Source organism: Streptosporangium sp. NPDC023615 (assembly GCF_040640155.1).
Lineage (GTDB): Bacteria > Actinomycetota > Actinomycetes > Streptosporangiales > Streptosporangiaceae > Streptosporangium.
Genome location: NZ_JBFABE010000042.1, coordinates 36,927 through 54,884, shown reverse-complemented (window position 1 = coordinate 54,884; position 17,958 = coordinate 36,927). Strand labels below are relative to the sequence as shown.

Genomic DNA, 17,958 nt, shown 5'->3' with positions numbered 1-17,958 from the left:
GGACAATTCGCCCGAATTCAGGGTATATGGATCGGGGAATTATCCCTTATGCGAGAGCATTTATGCTTCTACCGTCATCGATGGTTCAAGGCGTGGATCGCCATGATCGCTCTCTCCTTCTCGCTCATCGCCGTGATGCAGACGGCCGGGAACGAGGCGTTGCTGCCCGCGGCGTTCTTCTACGGGGCCGCGGCCGGGCCCGTCGCCCTCCTGCTCGCCACCCACGACCGGACCCGGATCGGCGTCAGCGTGCCGCCCATGACGCTGGTGGGGATGTTCCTGTTCGGCGGTGGCGTCGCCCTCCTGCTCGGCGGCTGCCTCGACTCGCTCCTCATCTCGCCGAAGGACGACGTCTCGATCCTGCGGGTCGGGTGGATCGAGGAGTCCGCCAAGTTCGTCCCGCCCCTGGCGGTCGCCCTCACCGGCCGCCACCTGACCAGGGCCGCCGGGGTCGCCCTCGGGCTGTCCTGCGCGACCGGATTCGCCGTCATGGAGTCGATGGCCTACGCCTGGAAGAACGTCGCGGGCGAGGGCGGCGTGGTCGGCGCGGGCACGATCCTCTTCCTGCGGGGCCTCACCACCCCGTTCAGTCACCTCGTCTGGACCGGCCTGATCTGCGCGGTGGCGTTCGAGGCGTGGCGGATCCGCGGGCGCGTCGTGGTGACCCTCCCCGTCGTCACCGCCTTCGTGACGGCGGCCGTGCTGCACTCGCTCAGCGACGGCCTGCTCGTCCTGGACATCCCGCGCCCCGCCCGCCTGCTCTTCCTCGTCGTCGCGGCGGTGAGCTACTGGCTCTTCCACCGGGCCACCCGCGACCTGAGACCGTGGGAGGCCGACGACCGCCTCCCCTCCCACGCCTGACCACCCGCGCCCCGGAACCCGTCCGCGCTTCCCGGGACCCGTCGCGCGCCTCGGGAATCGCCCTGCACCTAGGAACCCGCCCGGCGCGGGCCACGGGGTGACCTACTCGTACGGCTCGTCGGGGGCCTTCACCGTGGTGAGGCTCTCCCCGGTGATCTGCGGATACACCACACCGTTGGGCATCTTGCCGAAGGTCTGCGGGATCCAGGTGCCCGTGACCTCGACCCAGGTGTCGGCCGGTGGCGCGTCCAGCCCCTTGACCGCGACCTTGAGCGGGAAGGCGTCCGCGGCGCAGCAGGCGATCTGCATCCGCGTGACGTACCACTGCCCCTTCTTCTTGGCCGGGGAGACGAAGCCGGTCAGCCTGACCGTGCGGCCGGTGAGGGACTTCTTGTCGTCGTCCCAGGCCCGGCCGATGAACTCACCGACCGTCATGTCCACGGGACCGTTGCCGGCCAGCGGGGTGAACGAGCTCAGGCTCTGGTCGCGGGGCGGCGGGGTGTCGTCACGGGAGGCGGCGAACGAGCCGAGCGCGGGCGGGGCGATCAGGAAGATCGCGAACACCGGCAGGCAGAGCAGCCACGCGACCCGGGGGCCTCCGTGCGCGTGCCCCCCGTGCGCGTCGTGTCCCTCACGATCCCCGGAAGAGCCCCCCGGCCCGTCCGAGCCGTTCGGACCGCTCGACCCGCGGGCGTCGTCGTGATCGTGTCCGGACGGCCGGTCCAGCGCCTCGTCGCGACCGCGCGGCGGGTGGCCGTGCCCCTCGGGTGCGGACTCCCCGGCGGCCAGGTCTCCGGCCCTGGAGGCCTGGAGCAGCCCGACGACCCCGAGGATCACCAGCACCACCCCGGCGCCGATCAGGAAAGGCCGGAAGCCGGGTTTGACGTAGTTGAGGTAGGTGGTGGAGAACGCCGAGATCCGCAGCACGGCGCAGCCCAGCAGCGTCAGGACCAGGTTCTGTGTCACACGGTTCATCGGGGGCCGCGCATTCCTTCCGCCCGGGCGGGCGTGATCGGTGAAGGGGAGACGGAGGACGCGATCGGTTCACGCGGCATCCACCGAAGCCGAAGGAGCCGCTGAGCCAGCCGGTCCCGCCGGGACCCCTTCGGCCGGGAAGACCGGGAAGACCGGGGAGGCCGGGGAGGCCGGGGCCGGGAAGGCATGGAAGGCCGGGGAGGCACGGAAGGCCTGGAGGACCGCCCCACGGGGGCCAGGGAAGGCCGCCTCACAGCAGCCACCAGCCGAACAGGACGCTCACCCCGACGGCGAGACAGAAGGTCAGCGGGACGAACCTGACCACGAAGGCCCTGCCGAACGTGCCGCTCTGCAGGGCGATCAGCTTGAGGTCGACCATCGGCCCGACCACCAGGAAGGCCAGCTTCGCGGTCGGGGAGAACGCGGTCATCGAGGCCGCCACGAACGCGTCGGCCTCCGAGCAGATCGACAGCAGCACCGCCAGCAGCGCCATCACCAGGACGGCCAGCCACGGCACCCCGGCGATCGTGGTCAGCCACTCGCGGGGGACGACGACGTTCAGCGTGGCCGCGGCCAGGCCGCCGACGATGAGGAAACCGCCCGCGTGCAGCAGGTCGTGCCGCATCGCCTCGGCGAACTGCGCCAGCCGGGGGCCGTCGCCGCGCGGGCGGGAGGGGATGCGCAGCCACTCGGTGCGGCCGAACCTCAGCCACAGCCAGCCGACCAGCACCGCCACGGCCAGCGATGCCCCGAACCGGGCGGCCACCATCAGGGGCTGCCCGGGGAAGGCGACGGCGGTGGCGACCAGCACGATCGGGTTGATCGCCGGGGAGGCGAGCAGGAACGCCAGCGCGGCGGACGGGGCCACCCCCCGTGACATCAGCCCCGAGGCGACCGGGACGGAGGCGCACTCACACCCCGGCAGCACCGCCCCGGCCATCCCGGCGACCGGTACGGCGACGGCCGGGTTGCGCGGCAGTGCCCTGGTCCAGAACGACGCCGGGACGAACGCCGTGATCGCCGCCGACAGGGCCACGCCGAAGACCAGGAACGGCAGCGCCTGCACGCAGATCGCCACGAAGATCGTGGCCCAGGTCTGCAGGGCCGGCGCGGTCAGGTGCGGGGTGAGCAGGAGACGGCCCGCCACGAGCGCGACGATGACGAGCGCGAACCCCCACGGCAGGGCGCCACCTGAGCCGCGCCGTCCCCAGGAGTCGGGGGGAACCGGGCTCTCGTCATCGATCCGCACGTCCCGCGGCCCGGCTCGAAGCTCAGACATGCCCCTCATCGTGCCAGACATCCCGTACGTCCCACGCGGAACATCACAGTTGCGACAGCAGCCATCGAGGGCCGGTGATCTCGGCGCCCAGCTCCACGACCCGTCCGCGCAGCCCGCGGTCGGCGGTGACCACCAGGACCCGCTCCCACGGCCGGGCGTCCCGTACGGCCTGGACGACGCTGTCGTCCCCGTCCGCGGGCGCGGGGATCACCGAGATTCCCGGGACCGGGACGCCGTCGCGGACGGCTCCGCGCGCGGCGCCCTCGACGACCGCGGACACCCGGGGGAACCAGCACTCCAGCGCGGGAACCTGACCGGGCACGGTCCGCAGGCCGGCGGCGGCGCGTGCCCCGATCTCGGCGAGCAACCTGGCGGTGGCCCCGGCGCGGTCGTTCCACCAGCCGTGTTCGGCACGGGCACCCACCAGGTTGGCGATGTCGAGGACGACGAGCCACGGCGAGAGCGCGAGGCCGATCGCCGGCCAGGTCTCGGCGAAGCCGGGATGCAGGTTCCTGGCGGTGACCTTCCCGGCCGGGAGCCAGCGCAGGTCCACGCTCTCGTTGTTGGCGGGGACCGCGTGCAACAGTTCCGCGGCCTCGGCGATGACGGTCTCGAAGGACCAGCCGCCGTGGTCGTCGAGGTAGACACCCTGCACCCGCAGGCCGTCGCCGTCCATCGCGGCCTCCTCGGAAGCCTCGCGCAGGGCGGCCTGGACGCCGTTCTCGTGGCTGTCGCGGGCGCCGCCCGGCAGACCCCAGGTGCCGCCGTGGTGGCTCCAGACGGCGCGTTTCTGCATCAGGACGTGCGGGGTTCCCGCGTCGTCGTGGTGAACGGCCAGCAGACCGGCCGCCCCGTACACGCCCCAGTGCCGATGACCGCGATCACACCGGGCCCAGCCGTCCCCGTCCCTGGCCGCCATGCGACCAATGATGCACCAGCCCCCGTCCCCCGCCGCCCGCCGACGGTAAGAAAGGAGGGAATGGCCGAATACGTCCGCCGATATAACGTGAAGCGCATTTCCTGTGGCCATGCCATGATCTGGCGTACGTGATCCAGCATGCTGACGTGGATCCTGCTTCCCGGTCGAAGGAATGTCATGAGCACGAGCGCGTTCTCCGTGCCTGTTCGCCGTCTGCGCCCGATCCGCGAGTTCACGACGGTCGTCGTCGTCCTGATCGCGTCGGCCTCGGTCGCGTCCGTCGTCGTTCCGGTACGGCAGCTCCTCGACGGGGAGAAGTGGCCGTGGCCGACGGCCGTCCCGGTGTACGCCCTGAGCGCCCTGCTGTGCCTCCCGGCGGGAATCGCCTTCGTGATCTGGCTGTTCTGGGCGCGTTTCAACGCCTACGCGATCTCCCCGAGGGTTTTCCACACCTACGCCACGTCGTTACTGATCCTCGGCTGGACCCCCCCGCTCTCCCTGTTCGTCCCCAAGGGGATCGTCGACGACATCTGGGCCACCTCGCGGCCCGGTGGCCTGTGGCCGGGCACCGATCTGCTCAGGGTCCGTCGTTCCGTCCTGATCCGGTCGTGGTGGCTGACCTGGTTGCTGTCGGGGGTCATGACCGTGGTGGCCGAGAGGTTCGTGGCGGGAGGGCTGAACCGGCTGGAGATCCTCGCTCTCGTCGCCTGCGTCGTGTCGTCGCTCGCCGCCGGGCTGCTGGCCGTCCGGGTGATCCTGGCGATCACCGATCTCCAGGAGGCGGCCCGTGCCGAGGACCGGCTCACGCGGGCGCGGCGGCTCGGGGAGGCCGGACCTTTCGAGGGCGGCGCTCACGGGGCGCACCTCGGGCTCGTCACCGTGTTCGTACGCGACCACGACGAGGCCATCGCCTTCTACGTCGACACCCTCGGGCTCGATCTCCTGGAGAACAGGCGCCTGGACGACGGCGGGCGCTGGGTCACCGTACGACCGAGAGGCGCGCGGGAGACGGCGCTCCTTCTCGCCCGGGCCTCCGGCCCCGAGCAGGAGGCGCGCGTGGGCGACCAGACCGGCCTGGTCTTCTGCACCGACGACCTCGTCCGCGACTACGAGCGGATGGCGGCGGCGAGCATCCCCTTCGAGGAGGCTCCGCGCCACGAGCCCTACGGTACGGTGGCCGTCTTCAGGGACCCCTACGGCAACCGGTGGGAGCTGCTCCAGCCCAACGTCTCACCGGCGTACGGCTGAGCCGTCGCGCGATCGACCTCTCGCGCGGCCGCTCGTCCGTACGGCCGGACCCCGTACGGTGCGGCCGCTCGCCCGTCGGCCGGACCTGTGCGGCGCGGTCTTCGCGCGGCTCAGCCGCCGCCCTTGGAGAAGTGCTGGTAGTCCTTGATGCCCGACCAGTCGCCGCCCCACTCCCAGCCCTCCCGTTCGAACGCCCTGACCACCCGGTCGCCCGGGTTGATCACGCCCTTGCCCCGCATCGGGCGTCCGGCGAACCTGCGGGCGTTGGCGTGCGCCACTGAGCCGTTGGCGTACACGTACGGGTTCTCGCGCGGGTTGATGTCGACGGCCCGGCCGTAGGCGTGCCGTGACCAGCTGTTCGACCCGGTGGCCGGGCGGCAGTTGAAGGCCGAGGTGTTGTCGGCGTCGATCGAGTCGAAGTCGTCGCCCCTGTAGACGTCGACCGACTGCATCCTGCGGATCGGCCAGCGCCAGTCGTACAGGCGCCGGAAGACCGAGACGACGTCCTCGGTCACGGCCCTGTGCACGACCAGTTCGCCGGTGTGCGCCCTGTCGTCGAAGCCCCAGTGGGTCATCGTGATCAGCCGCAGGTCGCCGACCGGGACGGGGCATCCGGGCCGCCAGGAGTACCTGAGCCGGTCGCGGGTGACGCGGGAGACCTTGGCGGAGAACGGTGGCGGGCCGGTCGGGGTCGGTGCCGCCTCGGTGGGCCCGGGAGCCGCCGGTGTGGTGCCGGTCGGCTCCGGGGCCGTGGGCGTCGCGCCGGTCGGGTCCACCGGGGTGGTCGGCGAGGGCGCCGGGACGGGGGCCGACGCGGCGGGCGGCGCCGGGCCGGACGGGGAGGCGGCCGTGCCGCAGGCGGCGGCCGTGAGGCAGCCGACGGTGACCGCGAGCGTCGCGCGCGCGTGGATCGTGAACCTGGGCCCTGGCACGTGCCGCCCCCTCATCGAAACAGACAAAAGCGACAATGGATCATTGTAGTCGATCGGTCACCCCGGGTGGCGGAGGGTCGTGACGGCGATTTCCCGCGGGCGATCGTGGGCCGCCCGGGCCCGGCGTCCGGGAGGGGGCGTCCGGGCTTCACTCATGGCCCCATGATCCATGTTCTTTGGGGAGGCTTTTCATCGAAACGTATCGCGCCTGTGTTCGAACCCACGCTACAGTCGTGGGCACGGGATCGAACACGGGTTCGGTCTGATGTCCGCCCAGGTGAAGGGGGGTGCACGGCGATGCTCGCGATGTCGCCCATGGCACCCGCCCCGCCCGCCCCCGTTCCGGCGGCGGGCCCGGCGACACGCCGTAGCTCTTTCTACGGAAATCTAAGCCGACCGCTATATCCCGTCATAAAGTCCGAGAGCGTGGACCCCGTTCGCAATCCCTACGCGCCCGGTGCCGGGCAGCGCCCCCCCGAGCTCGCCGGACGCGACCGCGAGCTCCAGCAGTTCGAGATCGTCCTGGAGCGGGTGGCGCGAGGCCGTCCCGAGCGCAGCATGGTGGTCACCGGGCTGCGCGGCGTCGGCAAGACCGTCCTGCTCAACACCTTCAAGTCGATGGCCATGCAGCGGCTCTGGGGCACCGGGAAGATCGAGGCCCGGCCGGACCAGTCGATCCGCCGCCCGGTGGCCGCCGCCCTGCACATGGCCGTCCGGGAGCTGGCCCCCCGGCATCGGGCGCCCGAGCGCATCGAGGAGTTCCTCGGCGTGCTCAAGGCGTTCGCGATGCGCGATCCCTCCGCGGCCAAGGGCACCTCGCACTGGTCGCCCGCCATCGACGTGCCCGCCGGCCGCGGGCGCGCCGACTCCGGCGACCTGGAGATCGACCTCACCGAGCTGTTCGTCGACGCCGCCGCGGTCGCCACCGACCTCGGGGTCGGCATCGCGCTCTTCATCGACGAGATGCAGGACGTCCAGGCCCCCGACGTCTCGGCCCTGTGCGCGGCCTGCCACGAGCTCTCCCAGAGCGGCGGCCCGCTGATCGTGGTCGGCGCGGGCCTGCCGCACCTGCCCAGCGTGCTCTCGGCCAGCAAGAGCTACTCCGAACGGCTCTTCCGCTACGCCCGGATCGACCGTCTCGACCGCGAGGCGGCCGACCTGGCGCTCATCGCCCCGGCCGAGAGCGAGGGGGTGGAGTTCACCCAGGACGCCCTCGACGCCCTCTACGTGGCGGCCGACGGTTACCCCTACTTCGTCCAGGCGTACGGCAAGGTCGCCTGGGACCTGGCGCTGCGCAGCCCGATCACCGCCGAGGACATCAGGGTGTCCGCGCCGGAGGCCGAGGAGGAGCTCGCGGTCGGGTTCTTCGGCAGCCGCTACGAGAGGGCCACCCCCGCCGAGCGCGACTACATGCACGCCATGGCCGCCATCGGGGACGAGCCCGTCGCGACGTCGGAGGTGGCCGAAGGGCTGGGACGCAAGCCGTCCAGCCTCTCCCCGGCGCGCGACAGCCTGATCAAGAAGGGCCTGATCTACAGTGCCGAGCGCGGGCTGATCGCCTTCACCGTGCCACATTTTGGAAAGTTTCTACGCTCACAACCCGTCTGATGGAACGAATGTTCGATACTCTAGGGAAGTGGAGATAGCCCTCTATACGGCTCTCTAGTGGGGAAGCTAGAGAGCCGTATAGAGTCACATCGTGCCGCCCTAGAGGAATCTAGGCCTCTCTAGCGTCCCGCCGATATCGGCAGAGATTCGCCGAGCGGCTCGCTCTCCACCGGCCGTCCGTCGGAGCCGACCATGGACACCCGCACCGCCGGGTGCCGCCCGCTCAGGTAGACCGCGAAGACCACGTCGACGGCTTCGCCGGTGTGGCTCCGTCCCGGATACACGAAGAACCGCCAGCACAGCTCGCGCCAGCTGTCGACCGGGTCCGTGCTCGACAGCAGCTCCGCGTGGGAGCGCCAGACCGTGCTCGACCGCAACCGGCCGAGCGCGGTCGCCGGGTCGAAACGGCGCTGCTCGCAGGGCGCCCGGTGGCGGAGCCTCGCGACGGCCTCCTCGACCTCGGGGGAGAGCACGGCCAGCAACAGCAGGCCACCGACCGCGGCGGGAGCGTGCGCCCACGTCATCGCGGCCATCATGTCCCAGCCGGAGGCCGCCGGAGTCCAGATCAGCCCCGCGGACATGGCCGTCAGCACCACGGTCCGGCCCAGCGACCGTCGCCCCACCGGAATGGCGCTGACCTCGCCGAAGCAGCCGCAGCCCGCGTCCGGCCGCCTGCGGCGCAGCTCCCACAGGACGTAGGTGGAGATCGCGAAGAACGCGGTGGTCCCCCACCGGAAGAACGGATGGCCGGTCGCCAGCAGGCCGGCCGTCAGGATCAGCTCACCGGCCGCGCACGCCAGCATCGTGGGCGGGCGCCAGCGCTCGGGCACCAGCACGGCGGGTCCCAGCCTGCTCAGCGTGCCCGGCTCCACCCCCCGGGCGACCGTCCAGATCTTCGCGGCCGTACCGGCGGCCAGCAGCAGGAGCACGACCGGCAACTGCCCGATGGCGATCGTCGTCGGCATCCGTGTCACCCCATTCCGAGCCGGGCGTTGAAACACCCGTTGGTCAGGTCTCCGCCGAGCTCCACGAAGGAGTGCGGTGACAGTTCCAGAATCCGGCCGCGCGGGGACGTCCCGCACTCCAGGCAGCGGTCGCAGAACCGGCCGGCCATGCAGCCGCACCCCACGATCGGCAGGAGGGAGGTACGCCCGGCGCAGACGTTGCGCACGTTGAGCATCGAGCCCAGAGCCAGGTACGGGAGCCCGGTGCACGACACCCCGGCGTCGTCGCACGCCGTGTCCGATCGCTCCAGCATGGGGTAGGCGACCCCCTGCTCGTCGCAGTCGAAGGTGTCCGACCAGGTCGCCGTGCCCGAGATGCGCGACTGCATGCCGCCGTAACCGTGGGGGGGCGCGGGGACCGCCGTCCACCGGTAGGGCGGCTGGGAGGTCGCGGGCAGCCGGGCCTGCGCCACGCCGCCCTCCCGCACCCCGATGGCGTCGAACAGGTACCCGGGCTCGAACCGCGGGTGTCTCACCCGGAGCCGCCCCGACGAACGGTAGGGGATGACGATGGTGCGCCGCCCGCGGTGCGGCCCGCAGTACAGCTCCACCGTGCGGTCCTTGCCCTCGGAGCCGATCGACTGGATCACCCCGGTGATCCTGGTGATGTCCGCCCAGATCCGGTCCACGACCCGGCCGGCCTGCAACGCCTTGACGATCACGTGGGAGCCCACCGGCAGGTCGGCCGGGCTGAGGGACTCACCGCGCCAGGCGGTCGCCCACGGCGCGATGACGAGCCGCTCCTCGTGGCCGTCCGGGGTGTCGATGACGATCAGGTGGGGACTGACGTCCAGGACCGTGCCGCTGACCGAGCGCAGGAGCTCGCCTTCGAAGGGGAGGGGGCCCGGCTCCTGGACGGTCCGGCCGAGCGCGGCCGCCGCCAGCACACGGCGGCGATCGGTGCTGTGATAGGGCATCGTCGCTCCCCAGGTTCTGCGAGGTGTGGCAGCCAGCGTCACATGCTTCGCGGAATTCCGCTGTCCGCTCCACCAATAATCGGGGTAGGTGTCCACCCCGGTACTAAAGTTCCCCTTCCTGGTGGAACGCATTGGTGTCCGTTCGATGACAAACTGTGATCATCGCCGCATGCGTTCCATCGTTCATCAAAACCGATCTTTGCCTTTGATGGATGAAATATAGGTTCCGGTTCAGCCGCAGTATGGGTCCCGGCTGCGATCGTGGCCATCATGAGCACCCGGAGCGCGGGGTGGTGATCGTGGTGGCCGGCGGGATCGACGAGGAGTTCCGCGAGTACGTCGTCGCCCGCGGCCCGACCCTGCTCCGCGCCGCCCACCGGCTCGCCGGCAGTCCGAACGACGCCGAGGACCTGCTCCAGTCCGCGCTGGTCAAGACCTACCTCGCCTGGGACCGCATCCAGGACCGCGCCGCGCTGGACGGCTACGTGCGGCGGGCGATGGTCAACATCAACATCTCCTGGTGGCGGCGGCGGAGGCTGGAGGAGTACCCGCTGGAGCGCCTTCCCGAGCCCGCCCTCCCGGGGGGCCGGCACCTGCCCGAACGGGTCGAGCAGGCGCTGGAGCGGCTGCCCGCGCGGATGCGGACCGCCGTCGTGCTGCGCTACTACGAGGACATGACCGAGCCCGAGATCGCCAAGGCGCTGGGCATCAGCGTCGGGACGGTCAAGAGCACGGTCTCCCGTGGGATGGCCAAGCTCCGGGGCGATCTGACCCCCTCGGAGGCGCGGAGACCGGAGCCCCGGGCCTGAGGCCCCGCTCCCCGCCGTCCCTCACGCTCCCCGGCCCGGGTGTGACCACGCCCTCCCCGGCTCACCGGGTGTCGTCGCCGCCGGGCGTACGGCATTCCCCTTCGGCGAGCCCGGCCTGGGCGGACGGCGCCCCGTCCGCCCCCGCGGTGGCGCAGGGGCGTACGGCGTCGCGGATGGTACGGAGCACGTCGAGGAAGGCGTCGAGCTGTTCGGGGGAGAGCAGCCCGGTGAACCAGGTCTCGATGTCGGCGAGATGCTGGGGCAGGATGCCGCCGAGCCGCTCCGTCCCGGCCTCGGTGAGGACCGCGTAGGAGGTGCGCCGATCGGTGGTGCACGCCTGCCTGGCGACCAGCCCCTCGCGCTCCAGCCGGTCGACGACCCGGGTCACCCCGCTCGTGGACAGGCTGGTCTGCGCCGCCAGGTCGCTCATGCGCAGCCGCTGCCGCGGCGAACGCGCCAGCCGGATCAGCGTCTCGAAGTCGATCACCGAGAGTCCCGCGGTCGCGAAGAGCGCGCCCGTCTTCGCCGATAGGCCGGTGGAGACCTCGGCCAGCAGGCCCATGGCCGTCAGGCGGGAGTCGTCAAAGGGGATCACGTTCACACTCTATCCGACGATAGTTGACGTGAGGAATATTCCTCGTGTAGAAATCTGTTGACGCAATCATCCACGCAGCAACGATCTCATCGGGAGACAACATGACCACTCGGACCTGGGAGAACCTTCAGATTCCCGCCGCGGGCACCTACGTTCTCGACGCCGCCCACACCCGGGTCGGCTTCCTCGTCAAGCACATGATGGTGAGCAAGGTCCGCGGTAACTTCGGTGAGTTCGCCGGCACCGTCACCATCGCCGAGAACCCCCTGGACTCCTCCGCGGAGATCACGATCAAGGCGGAGAGCATCAACACCGGCGCTCCCGACCGCGACAACCACCTGCGCGGCGACGACTTCCTGGCCAGCGAGAAGTTCCCCGACCTGACCTTCCGCAGCACCCGCGTGCTCGGCCACTCCGGCGACGAGTTCACCCTCGTCGGCGACCTCACCATCCGTGACGTCACCAGGCCGGTCGAGCTGACCGTCGAGTACGGCGGCGCCGGCACCAACCCGTGGGGACAGACCCTCTGGGGCTTCTCGATCACCGCGGAGATCGACCGTGAGGAGTTCGGCCTGACCTGGAACCAGACGCTGGAGACCGGCGGCGTCCTGGTCGGCAAGAAGATCAAGATCGAGATCGAGGGCGAGGCCAACCCGGCCGCCTGACCGTCAAGGCCGCGGGCCGTCGAAACCATCCACTGCTTGAGATGTAGCGTCCCAACAGTTGGGAATCCACAGCTTTTCCGCCCTCCCCGTCTGCGGACTTCCCAACTTGTCCACAGGGCAGGGAAGAGTTATCCACCATCTGTGGATAACTCTTCCCCAACTCTTGCCCGGGACGCGATCGACAACCGCTTTGCCGCCTCGCCGGATGGCCGGTACTCTGTGCTGAGCCGAACGGCAACCAGGAGGCTTCGCCTAGTCAGGTCTATGGCGCCGCACTGCTAATGCGGTTTGGGTTTACCGCCCATCCGGGGTTCAAATCCCCGAGCCTCCGCAGATCAGAGGCCCTCTCCCGAGACTTGGGAGAGGGCCTTTTTTGATCTTCAAGGGCTTCATAGTTGCAACGAGGGGTCAGGACTCCCCCAGAGCGCCGAGGCCAGACGTTCGCCGGCGTCGCGCATGAGCGGTGTGGACACATGTGCATAACGCTCGGTCGTGGTCACCCTCGTGTGGCCCAGGACCTCCTGAACGACCCGGATGTTCACCCCCTGCTCGATGAGCAGCGTCGCGGCGGTGTGGCGAGCGTCGTGCACCCGGACGTCCCGAGGGTTGAGGAAAAAGTCGCCGTCGTCGAACTGTCCGATCAGGATGGAATCGGGGAGGTATTCGGGGCGGTAGAACACGGAATCCTGGTCGTCGCCGTAGACGAAGTAGTCCTCATCTGACGCACTGTCGATCGGGTGGAGGGGATTGGGGTCCGCCAGTTCGGCCAGCCATGGGGCGAGGGATCGCACCCGCCCAATCTCGTGGACGGGCCGGAAGATGCCCTGCCCCCACCCGTTCGCGATGCGGAGGAAGGCGCGATAACTCGGCGGGAGGCGTATCCCGAGACGTTCCTCCTGCTCGGCGATGCCGGCCTCGCTTGCGCCTATCGCCGGGAACCCCGGTGCCTGCCCTGCCCAAGAAGTTCACGCCATGCGTTGTCGGTGTCGCTCATGGCGGAGACCCTAGCGATCACATCTGACACGTCATCCGATGTACGGCAGGTCGGTTCCGTCTAGGTAGTGCTCGATCCGCATGCGCATTGATCGGTCCATCTGGAGTGCGGTGATCTGGTTGCGGGGCACTCAGCGGACTTCACGTGATTCGTTGCTCGGCGCCAGCTCCCCGTGAGCGCTTGGGCGGAGGTCCGTAACGTGCGACGTGCTCTGGATTGGTGAGGGCTATGTATCTCCTCGGAACCTGGCCCTCTTGAAAACCGCTACGCCGGATCCTGACGATCAGCTCCTCGATACCCTTGACGGGTGATCGATCATGGCATTGAGTTTCCTCAATACCGTCTGCATGTCGTCCCTGCTGTCGTCGCACTTGCGAGCCCGTCCCGGCAACATGAGGTGTGGCTGAACCCCGACGAGTTCGAGAATCTCGACTACGTGGTGCACGTCCTGTTCGATGACTTCTGCGATGCACGCGAGCCACAGTCCTGGTTGGGAAAGAGCCTGCGCACAGACGAGGAGGTCTCGTTGATGGCAGACCTCGGCGCTGCCTATTCCGAAGTACAGGAGTCAGTGGGTGTGACCGCCATGGACGAGACATATCTGGGATCGCCCGGCTGGCCGGCTGTGTCGGCTGCAGCGGCGCGACTGGCTCAGGTGCTGGTAACGAACGACCTCACCGCTTTGAGCAGGTTGCATGACGCCGGGCACCGCTGGCCTCCGACCATGATCGAATGAGCGACCGTCGAAGCGATAGGGAAGCGGCCGAGGGGAACTGGAGCCTCCTTCGCGAGGCTGTGCACCACCTCGCTTCACCCGCACACGAACAGCTTCAATGGATCGGCTCCATGTCCATCGACGAACTGGCCCTCGATTTCGATGCTTTCTACCCCGCGTCGTGGCAGTCTCGTGACGCCGGATGGATGTGCGAAGGACTCGTTGCCCTGCTCAGTGCCATCGACCGGAAGCTGATCGACCTCACCGAGCAAGGCCCCTCAGCATGGACCGAGGAAGCCTTGCACTCCTGTCCCGGATGGGAGGAACTCAGAGGACTCGCCCGCCGTGCGCTCGCCCTCATACCGGTCCAGCCATGGGCCGTCCCTTCTTGATCGAGTCGCGCCACCCGCTCATCAGACGATCGAGGAAAGAGCGACGCTCACGGGAAGGCACAGACGGCATGGAGCGACTGGCCTGGTCGCAGTTCTAGTTGCGACCAGCCCCGTTCAACCCCGTTCTGGAGGGACCGGCCGAGCCCGTTGGTCCAGGTGGGACCGATCGGAACGGACAAGATCAGAGCTGCTAACGCGGTTTGGGTTTACCGCTCATCCGGGGTTCGAATCCCCGAGCCTTTGCAGGTCAGAGGCCCTCTCCCGAGACTTGGGAGAGAGCTTTTTTGATCTCTGAGGGCTTCATAGTTGCATGCCTTGAGAAGCGATCCTGCGGTGTGCCTTGAGAAGCGCGAGCACCTTGGGAAGGCATTGAAGGGTGAGCTTGCTCCTGTCCTTTCTCTGGCCGAGGCCGATCCCCCACACGTGTGTTTCGGGCGCCTGCCGGCATGGCCCGTACAGTCCTTGAGACAGGTCCTCTTGAAGCAGATGTGTCCCTGCTTTTCCGCGGCCGTCATCGGACAGACGCCGCGGCACCGTGCCGAAATCCGGGAAGCGTGGCCGGGGCGAACGCATTTCCCGGATGTATGGCAGGCTGAACACAAAGGGACTTAGGAGGTAGGGCGGAGGTCGTTCCTTTCCACGGGGTCGTTCCCTTCTTCAGGTGGGACCGGCCAGCGCCGCAGGAGAACCGCCGCCACGCACGCCAGGACCAGCCAGCCGACCACGCCGGTGATGCCGGCGACGGCGGGGTTGTAGGGCTCCTTCGCGTCACCGACGAGGATGACCACGGACGCCGCGCTGTTGAACGCGGCATGAGAGATGGCGGCCGGCCACACGCTTCCGCTCCTGAGCCTGAGCCAGGCGAGGAGGACGCCGTAGGTGGTGGACAGGCCGATCGTCATCAAGGCGGCCCACGCGCCGAGGTCGGCGTAGTTGTAGCCAAGAAGCGTGTAGGGAGCGTGCCAGGCACCCCAGATCACTCCCGAGAGCACGAATGCCGGCCACATGCCGTAGCGCCGCAGGCGGGGCACCAGCCAGCCGCGCCAGCCCAGTTCCTCCCCGAGGGCCGGCAGCAGGAGGATCAGCGGCTCTATCAGGATGATCGACGCCAGCCTGGGCAGGATCTCGATGAGCGAGTCGCTCACGGGCTGGGCGACGACCGGAAGTTTCTGCACTTCCCGAAAGACGCTCAGACCGTTGAGATCGAGGGCCAGCAGGCCCAGCAGAGCGCTGACCGCGACGGCGGTGAACACCACGAGGGTCGTTCCGAACCAGCCGGCGGTGAACAACAGGATCGTGCGCCGCCGGTCCGGACCCCATGCCAGTCCGGTGTCCCTTCGCCAGCTCCGGTGGCGCCCGGCGCGCCTGGCCACCAGCCACGCGGCCATGGCTCCGAGCGTGGGCAGGATCATCAACGCGACCGAGGTCAACAACGACGAGAGCGGTGACTCGAACGCGGAGCCCGGCCGCTCGCCCCGTAGCCACAGAGGCAGGCTGACCAGCCAGGCCAGGCCGTAGGTCACGACAAGGAAGACCGTCAGGTCTGCGTGTCTGCGGAACACCAGGGCAACCTCCGGGGGGACGCACGCGACCTCTCTGCTCGGAACACTACGGTGCGATCTTCGATCGGGCACGGCCGCCGAGGAGCGGGTAGGCGCGGGGCCGCGGTGACGAGGTCGCCGTCCGATCGGACGAGCACGTCGATCGGCCCGCGGCCGGCGAACGGTCGCTCGGAAGGCGTCAGGGTGAAACGGATCGCGACGAGGGGCAGGACTCTCCCCGGAGGGCGGAGGCCGGGGTGTTACGCGGTGCCCGGAAGCGGCGGCAGCGGCAGGGGCAGCCCCGGAAGGCCGTCGATGCTGGTGGCGACGTGCTCCTTCTTCTGGAAGTACTCGTCGAGCGACTCGTCGGTCTCACGCGCGAAGCGCGAGGCGTGCAGCGGGCGGTCCTCCTCGTAGGTCATGAACGGGACGGCGTACCCGCAGGTGTCGCGGATCTTCTCGGCGGTCACGACGATGATCGCGCGCAGGCCGTGCGAGGTCGCGTCGATGCCGGGGAAGTGGCTCATCAGCTCGGCCCAGCGCGCGTCGTCGCGGAAGACCGGCTCTCCGCGGCCGTGCACGCGCACGATGTTGGGAGGACCGTCGAAGGCGCACCACATCAGGGTGATGCGGCCGTTCTCGCGCAGATGGGCGATCGTCTCGGCGTTGCTGCCGGCGAAGTCGAGGTAGGCCACGGTGTGTTCGTCGAGCACGGCGAACGAGCCGTTGAGGCCCTTGGGTGAAAGGTTGACGGTGCCGTCACCGTCCAGTGGCGCCGTCGCGGTGAAGAAGATGTGCTGCGCCTCGATGAAGGCACGCAGCCTGCCGTCCATCCGCTCGTAGCTCTTTCCCATGGGCCGATTATGGCAGCGTGATGATCCCTTTCCTGGGGCAGGAGACAGGGATCACACGCCGGTGGAACCGGCCGTCCGCCCGGATCACGGACGGCTCTCCGGCCTGAGCCTCGCTTCGTCTTCGGCCTGGAGCGTGACGGGTCTTCGTTTCGGTTCCAGGGTGGAGGAATCGACTCGTGACGAGGTGAGCCGGAGAGGCGTCTGAGAACTTCGGTGGCGGCACGACCGCGACGTCGGTGTTCATGACCGTCGGCAACGACGGCCTCGCCTACCGCTACGGCCGGGTGAGAGAGATCACAAGGATCGACGTGACGCGCGGGGAGGCGGTCCGTGGGGTCGCGGGCTCACCGGCCGAGCGAGAGCGGCAAGGAGACCGGGCCGCCGGGGACGCGGACGGTCAGCAGGCCCCGGAGCAGGTGATCTCGGGGTCTCCGGTGCCGGGGACGATCAGGGTCAGCACGGAGCGCGCCGCGGGGACAGGACCGTCGCCGACCACGCCGTGCGGAGGTGACCGGATGTGAACGGATGTGATCCGCGTCACCCGTCCTCGCCGGTCTCCGGGGCGGGCGAGGAGAGGTGCCCCGGTCAGTCGATCCGGATGATCACTTTTCCGAAGGGGCGGCCGTCGAGGTAGTGGGCGAAGGCCCCGTGCGCGTCGGCGAAGCCGAACACGCGGTCGATGACCGGCCGTAGCCGGTGCGCGCCGATCGCCTCGTTCATGGCCTCGTGGGCGGCGCGGCTGCCGACGAAGAGCCGCCTGACGGTCACGAGGCTGGACGCGTAGGCCTCGTTGGAGATCTCGATGCCGGACCCGCGGCCGTCGGCGGATCGGGACGCCGTCGAGAGCAGCACGATCTGCCCGTACAGGGCCGAGGCCCTGACCGACTGCTCGATGGTGGCGGGCCCGACGGTCTCGACGACGAGGTCCGCCCCCCGGCCGCCGGTGAGGTCGCGTACCGCGCGTCCCCATCCGGGGGTGGCGGCGTGGTCGACGACGTGGTCCGCGCCGAGCTCGGTGAGCCTGGCGGCCCTGGCGTCACCGGAGGTGGTGGAGATGACACGGCAGCCCAGCAGCTTCGCGAACGCGAGGGCGAAGAGCGAGACGCTCCCGGTGCCGAGGGTGAGGACGGTCTGCCCGGGCCGGAGGGGCTCGCCGCCGACGACCGCGTTCCACGCGGTCACCCCGGCGCACGGCAGGCACGCCGCCTCCTCCCAGCTCAGGTGATCCGGTACGGGCACCGCCCACTGCTGGTCGAGGAGGGCGTACTCGGCCAGCATGCCGTCCAGGGTGCAACCGAACTGGTCGAGGAGCTCGGGCCTCAGCCTGCCGTCGTGCCACCGGGGCCAGTAGGCGCCGACGACCCGGTCGCCCACCGCGAAACGCGTCACCTTCTCGCCGACGGCGACGACCTCACCGGCTCCGTCACTGACCGGGACGACGCCGGGCACCGACGGCAGGGCGTAGCGCCGCTGCAGGATGAGCGCGTCGCGCCGGTTGAGCGAGACCGCGCGGACGCGGACCAGGACGTCGGTCGGCTTCGGCGTCGGTACCGGTTCCTCACGCGGCACGATCCCGCCGGCGAGCCCGGGTCCCTCCAGCCGGTAGGAGCGCATGGTCGTCCCGCGGGTGGCCGGTTCACCCGTCATCGG

The 17,958-nt window shown here is 69.6% G+C and carries 18 protein-coding genes, 1 tRNA gene and 1 pseudogene; 9 read left to right on the top strand and 11 right to left on the bottom strand.

Going from position 1 to position 17,958, the window contains the following annotated elements; all coding sequences use genetic code 11:
• Positions 1–48 precede the first annotated feature (48 nt).
• Positions 49–861, top strand: a complete 813-nt coding sequence (locus tag AB0G16_RS25640; RefSeq protein WP_362809812.1) for a PrsW family glutamic-type intramembrane protease — start codon at positions 49–51, stop codon at positions 859–861.
• A 102-nt stretch (positions 862–963) separates the two neighbouring features.
• Here AB0G16_RS25640 and AB0G16_RS25635 read toward each other — a convergent pair whose 3' ends face one another.
• From AB0G16_RS25635 to AB0G16_RS25625, 3 genes are all read right to left on the bottom strand, one after another.
• A complete protein-coding gene (locus tag AB0G16_RS25635) occupies positions 964–1,836 on the bottom strand; it encodes a TIGR03943 family protein (RefSeq protein WP_362809809.1) in 873 nt (290 codons plus the stop codon).
• A 250-nt stretch (positions 1,837–2,086) separates the two neighbouring features.
• Positions 2,087–3,115 carry a permease gene (locus AB0G16_RS25630; protein WP_362809806.1) on the bottom strand — a complete coding sequence of 343 codons (1,029 nt, stop codon included), beginning with the start codon at positions 3,113–3,115 and terminating at the stop codon, positions 2,087–2,089.
• A 43-nt stretch (positions 3,116–3,158) separates the two neighbouring features.
• Positions 3,159–4,034, bottom strand: a complete 876-nt coding sequence (locus AB0G16_RS25625; RefSeq protein WP_362809803.1) for an NUDIX hydrolase — start codon at positions 4,032–4,034, stop codon at positions 3,159–3,161.
• Between the two features lie 138 nt (positions 4,035–4,172).
• Here AB0G16_RS25625 and AB0G16_RS25620 point away from each other — a divergent pair.
• Together AB0G16_RS25620 and AB0G16_RS25615 are read left to right on the top strand one after the other, a co-directional pair.
• A pseudogene (locus tag AB0G16_RS25620) lies at positions 4,173–4,790 on the top strand (DUF4328 domain-containing protein); the annotation flags it as partial.
• Between the two features lie 123 nt (positions 4,791–4,913).
• Positions 4,914–5,282 (top strand): VOC family protein, encoded by a 369-nt coding sequence (locus AB0G16_RS25615; protein WP_362809876.1) that lies wholly within the window; start codon positions 4,914–4,916, stop codon positions 5,280–5,282.
• Between the two features lie 110 nt (positions 5,283–5,392).
• Here the strand turns inward: AB0G16_RS25615 and AB0G16_RS25610 are convergent, their stop codons facing one another.
• Positions 5,393–6,214 (bottom strand): M15 family metallopeptidase, encoded by an 822-nt coding sequence (locus AB0G16_RS25610; protein WP_362809800.1) that lies wholly within the window; start codon positions 6,212–6,214, stop codon positions 5,393–5,395.
• 426 nt (positions 6,215–6,640) lie between these two features.
• On the opposite strand from AB0G16_RS25610, the gene AB0G16_RS25605 reads away from it, so the two are divergent.
• On the top strand, positions 6,641–7,822 hold the full coding sequence (locus AB0G16_RS25605) for an ATP-binding protein (protein WP_362809797.1): 1,182 nt from the start codon (positions 6,641–6,643) through the stop codon (positions 7,820–7,822).
• Between the two features lie 119 nt (positions 7,823–7,941).
• On the opposite strand, the gene AB0G16_RS25600 is transcribed toward AB0G16_RS25605, so the two are convergent.
• Both AB0G16_RS25600 and AB0G16_RS25595 read right to left on the bottom strand, forming a co-directional pair.
• On the bottom strand, positions 7,942–8,787 hold the full coding sequence (locus tag AB0G16_RS25600) for a MauE/DoxX family redox-associated membrane protein (RefSeq protein WP_362809794.1): 846 nt from the start codon (positions 8,785–8,787) through the stop codon (positions 7,942–7,944).
• A 5-nt stretch (positions 8,788–8,792) separates the two neighbouring features.
• Positions 8,793–9,743, bottom strand: a complete 951-nt coding sequence (locus tag AB0G16_RS25595; protein WP_362809791.1) for a hypothetical protein — start codon at positions 9,741–9,743, stop codon at positions 8,793–8,795.
• A 212-nt stretch (positions 9,744–9,955) separates the two neighbouring features.
• Between AB0G16_RS25595 and AB0G16_RS25590 the strand changes: the two genes are divergently transcribed.
• The gene (locus AB0G16_RS25590) at positions 9,956–10,552 is read left to right on the top strand and encodes a SigE family RNA polymerase sigma factor (RefSeq protein WP_362809788.1); all 597 of its coding nucleotides are present in this window, start codon (positions 9,956–9,958) and stop codon (positions 10,550–10,552) included.
• 61 nt (positions 10,553–10,613) lie between these two features.
• Here AB0G16_RS25590 and AB0G16_RS25585 read toward each other — a convergent pair whose 3' ends face one another.
• Positions 10,614–11,147 carry a MarR family transcriptional regulator gene (locus AB0G16_RS25585; RefSeq protein ID WP_362809785.1) on the bottom strand — a complete coding sequence of 178 codons (534 nt, stop codon included), beginning with the start codon at positions 11,145–11,147 and terminating at the stop codon, positions 10,614–10,616.
• Positions 11,148–11,248: 101 nt separating this feature from the next.
• Here AB0G16_RS25585 and AB0G16_RS25580 point away from each other — a divergent pair, with 101 nt between their 5' ends.
• Together AB0G16_RS25580 and AB0G16_RS25575 are read left to right on the top strand one after the other, a co-directional pair.
• Entirely contained in the window at positions 11,249–11,812 is a 564-nt protein-coding gene (locus AB0G16_RS25580) for a YceI family protein (RefSeq protein ID WP_362809782.1), read from the top strand.
• A gap of 241 nt (positions 11,813–12,053) precedes the next feature.
• A tRNA-Ser gene (locus AB0G16_RS25575) sits at positions 12,054–12,143 on the top strand.
• A 58-nt stretch (positions 12,144–12,201) separates the two neighbouring features.
• On the opposite strand, the gene AB0G16_RS25570 is transcribed toward AB0G16_RS25575, so the two are convergent.
• A complete protein-coding gene (locus AB0G16_RS25570) occupies positions 12,202–12,741 on the bottom strand; it encodes a tyrosine-type recombinase/integrase (RefSeq protein ID WP_362809873.1) in 540 nt (179 codons plus the stop codon).
• Between the two features lie 372 nt (positions 12,742–13,113).
• Between AB0G16_RS25570 and AB0G16_RS25565 the strand changes: the two genes are divergently transcribed.
• Positions 13,114–13,542, top strand: coding sequence for a hypothetical protein (locus tag AB0G16_RS25565; protein WP_362809779.1), 429 nt, complete (start codon positions 13,114–13,116; stop codon positions 13,540–13,542).
• 110 nt (positions 13,543–13,652) lie between these two features.
• Positions 13,653–13,913: a hypothetical protein gene (locus AB0G16_RS25560; protein WP_362809776.1), complete on the top strand. Its 261-nt coding sequence runs from the start codon at positions 13,653–13,655 to the stop codon at positions 13,911–13,913.
• Positions 13,914–14,521: 608 nt separating this feature from the next.
• On the opposite strand, the gene AB0G16_RS25555 is transcribed toward AB0G16_RS25560, so the two are convergent.
• The 3 genes from AB0G16_RS25555 to AB0G16_RS25545 all read right to left on the bottom strand — a co-directional run bounded on the left by AB0G16_RS25555 (position 14,522) and on the right by AB0G16_RS25545 (position 17,955).
• A complete protein-coding gene (locus AB0G16_RS25555) occupies positions 14,522–15,475 on the bottom strand; it encodes a CPBP family intramembrane glutamic endopeptidase (protein ID WP_362809774.1) in 954 nt (317 codons plus the stop codon).
• 239 nt (positions 15,476–15,714) lie between these two features.
• Entirely contained in the window at positions 15,715–16,308 is a 594-nt protein-coding gene (locus AB0G16_RS25550) for a pyridoxamine 5'-phosphate oxidase family protein (RefSeq protein ID WP_362809771.1), read from the bottom strand.
• Positions 16,309–16,893: 585 nt separating this feature from the next.
• On the bottom strand, positions 16,894–17,955 hold the full coding sequence (locus AB0G16_RS25545) for an NAD(P)-dependent alcohol dehydrogenase (protein WP_362809769.1): 1,062 nt from the start codon (positions 17,953–17,955) through the stop codon (positions 16,894–16,896).
• Positions 17,956–17,958 lie beyond the last annotated feature (3 nt).

Coding starts and splice junctions, on each gene's coding strand:
- AB0G16_RS25640 (WP_362809812.1), top strand. CDS start 49: ATGCGAGAGCATTTATGCTTCTACCGTCATCGATGGTTCAAGGCGTGG.
- AB0G16_RS25635 (WP_362809809.1), bottom strand. CDS start 1,836: ATGAACCGTGTGACACAGAACCTGGTCCTGACGCTGCTGGGCTGCGCC.
- AB0G16_RS25630 (WP_362809806.1), bottom strand. CDS start 3,115: ATGTCTGAGCTTCGAGCCGGGCCGCGGGACGTGCGGATCGATGACGAG.
- AB0G16_RS25625 (WP_362809803.1), bottom strand. CDS start 4,034: ATGGCGGCCAGGGACGGGGACGGCTGGGCCCGGTGTGATCGCGGTCAT.
- AB0G16_RS25600 (WP_362809794.1), bottom strand. CDS start 8,787: ATGCCGACGACGATCGCCATCGGGCAGTTGCCGGTCGTGCTCCTGCTG.
- AB0G16_RS25595 (WP_362809791.1), bottom strand. CDS start 9,743: ATGCCCTATCACAGCACCGATCGCCGCCGTGTGCTGGCGGCGGCCGCG.
- AB0G16_RS25590 (WP_362809788.1), top strand. CDS start 9,956: ATGAAATATAGGTTCCGGTTCAGCCGCAGTATGGGTCCCGGCTGCGAT.
- AB0G16_RS25580 (WP_362809782.1), top strand. CDS start 11,249: ATGACCACTCGGACCTGGGAGAACCTTCAGATTCCCGCCGCGGGCACC.
- AB0G16_RS25560 (WP_362809776.1), top strand. CDS start 13,653: ATGTCCATCGACGAACTGGCCCTCGATTTCGATGCTTTCTACCCCGCG.
- AB0G16_RS25550 (WP_362809771.1), bottom strand. CDS start 16,308: ATGGGAAAGAGCTACGAGCGGATGGACGGCAGGCTGCGTGCCTTCATC.
- AB0G16_RS25545 (WP_362809769.1), bottom strand. CDS start 17,955: ATGACGGGTGAACCGGCCACCCGCGGGACGACCATGCGCTCCTACCGG.